General features: G+C 66.4%; 2 protein-coding genes. Both read left to right on the top strand.

Annotated features, from left to right (window positions below; translation table 11 throughout):
• Positions 1–240: 240 nt before the first annotated feature.
• Complete coding sequence (locus tag ACRDUX_RS20480) at positions 241–456, top strand: ferredoxin (RefSeq protein WP_526415924.1); 216 nt, start codon at positions 241–243, stop codon at positions 454–456.
• The gene (locus ACRDUX_RS20475; protein ID WP_526415922.1) at positions 453–1856 is read left to right on the top strand and encodes an NAD(P)/FAD-dependent oxidoreductase; all 1404 of its coding nucleotides are present in this window, start codon (positions 453–455) and stop codon (positions 1854–1856) included. Before ACRDUX_RS20480 ends, ACRDUX_RS20475 begins: the two co-directional genes overlap by 4 nt.
• The last annotated feature ends 99 nt before the right edge of the window (positions 1857–1955 follow it).

Here is a 1955-nt window from a genome sequence, read left to right as displayed (position 1 = left end):
GCATTGCGCCTTAGCCGTCGAGAAGCGCGGCCGGGGACCGATTCATTGATTCTGCAACAATCGATCGAGACTCAAAAGCGTTCGCAGTCATGATTATTCGTTAGCTCGGGCAACGAACGTGCCCGGTGGGGGAATCTCGTCCTGGAACGGGTTATTTACAGTACTGTCAGCGCCACTACTCCGTATCCGGAGATGCGCTGACCAGCCCTCGGCGCCCGGTCGAGAAGGAGCCGAATCGGCATGCGCATCGTGGTGGATTTGAACCGTTGCCTGGGATACGCGCAGTGCGTTCCGCTGGCGCCGGAGGTGCTCCAACTCAACGGCGAGGAAGCCCTCGCGTACGACCCGAACCCCGATGACTCGCAACGGCAACAGGTGGCGCGCGCCGTTGCGTCCTGCCCCGTGCAGGCGATCATCGCCGAGATGGATCCGCCGGCGGATCGGACGGCGAAATGAGCGCGCACCCGCTGATCGACGAGATCGTCCGGACCTTCAAGGCGGAGGGCCGAATCGTGATCGTCGGCGCTTCGCTGACCGGACTGCGCGCAGCGGAGGCGTTGCGCGACGAGGGATTCACCGGCTCGCTGACCATCATCGGTGACGAGGTGCACGAGCCGTACGACCGCCCGCCGCTGTCCAAGCAGGTCCTCAAGGGGTGGGTGCCTGCCGGGAACACCAAGCTGCCGCGACTGCGGGAGGTCGACGCCGACTGGCGGCTCGGTGTCGCCGCGACCGGTCTGGACCGCGACAACCGGGAAGTGTTGCTGGCCAACGGCGACAAGGTGCCCTACGACCGACTGCTGATCGCCACCGGCGTGCGGTCCCGCGCGTGGTTCAACAGGGAAGAGGCGAAGCTCAAGGGGCTGTACACGTTGCGCACCAGCGATGACGCGGCCAAGCTGCAGGCCGCACTGAAGGCACGGCCCAAACGGGTGCTGATCGTCGGCGCCGGCTTCATCGGCTCCGAGATGGCCTCGGTCTGCCGTGACCTCGGATTGGACGTGACGGTTGCGGAACGCTCCAGCGCGCCGCTGGTCGGCCCGCTCGGCGGTGTCATCGGCGACATCGCGGCGAAGATGCAACGTGACGCCGGCGTGGACCTGCGTACCGGCGTGGCGGTGGAGGCGCTGAAGGGCGACGCCGACGGACACGTCCGGCAGGCTCAGCTGTCGGACGGAACCCTGCTCGACGTCGACGTGGTGGTGGCGTCGCTGGGATCGGTACGCAACATCGAATGGCTCGAAGGCGCTGAACTGGCCGCCGGGTTCTGGGGGGTGGCCTGCGACGCTGGGTGCCGGGCGTTTGACATCAACGGCGTGGTGACCGACAACATCTTCGTCGCGGGCGACATCGCCCGGGCGCCCCATGTGCTCTACGAGTACCAGTTCATGGCCATCGAGCACGTCGACGCCGCAGTACTGGGCGCGCAGACCGCGGCGCACAACATGGTCAACCTCGAGAAGGGGCGGCGCCCGCACCTGCCGCTACCGCAGTTCTGGTCCGGCCAGTTCGGCGTCAACATCAAGGGCGTTGGCGTGTGCTCCTTCGGTGACGAGATCGTCTTCACCCAGGGCTCGGTCGAGGATCTGCGCTTCGCCGCGGCCTTCGGCAAGAACGGCCGCATCGTCGGAGCCATCACCTTCAACCACGGCAAGTGGCTGGAGTACTACGGCAGACTCATCGAACAATCGGCGCCCTTCCCGCCCCCGCCGCCGGGCTATGACGTGCCCGCGAATTCGGAACCGATGTCGGCCCGCTTCCCCGATCCGCGGGAGCCGACCGGCATACCCGACGTCGTGCTCACTGGCCATGACCCCACCTCCCGCGGCGCCGAATTCCGCGCCAAGAGCCGCTAAGCCCGAACGGAGCACGATGACAACCGCGGAAACCGCCTGGACCGAGGCGATGAAGTACGAGAACCGCCATTACCCGTACCGGTTCTTCGACGAGCTTCG

The sequence above is a fragment of the Mycobacterium sp. genome (assembly GCF_050701675.1).
Classification (GTDB): Bacteria; Actinomycetota; Actinomycetes; order Mycobacteriales; family Mycobacteriaceae; genus Mycobacterium.
The sequence above is the reverse complement of the archived record's forward strand: the minus strand, read 5'-3'. Positions and strand labels throughout refer to the sequence as shown.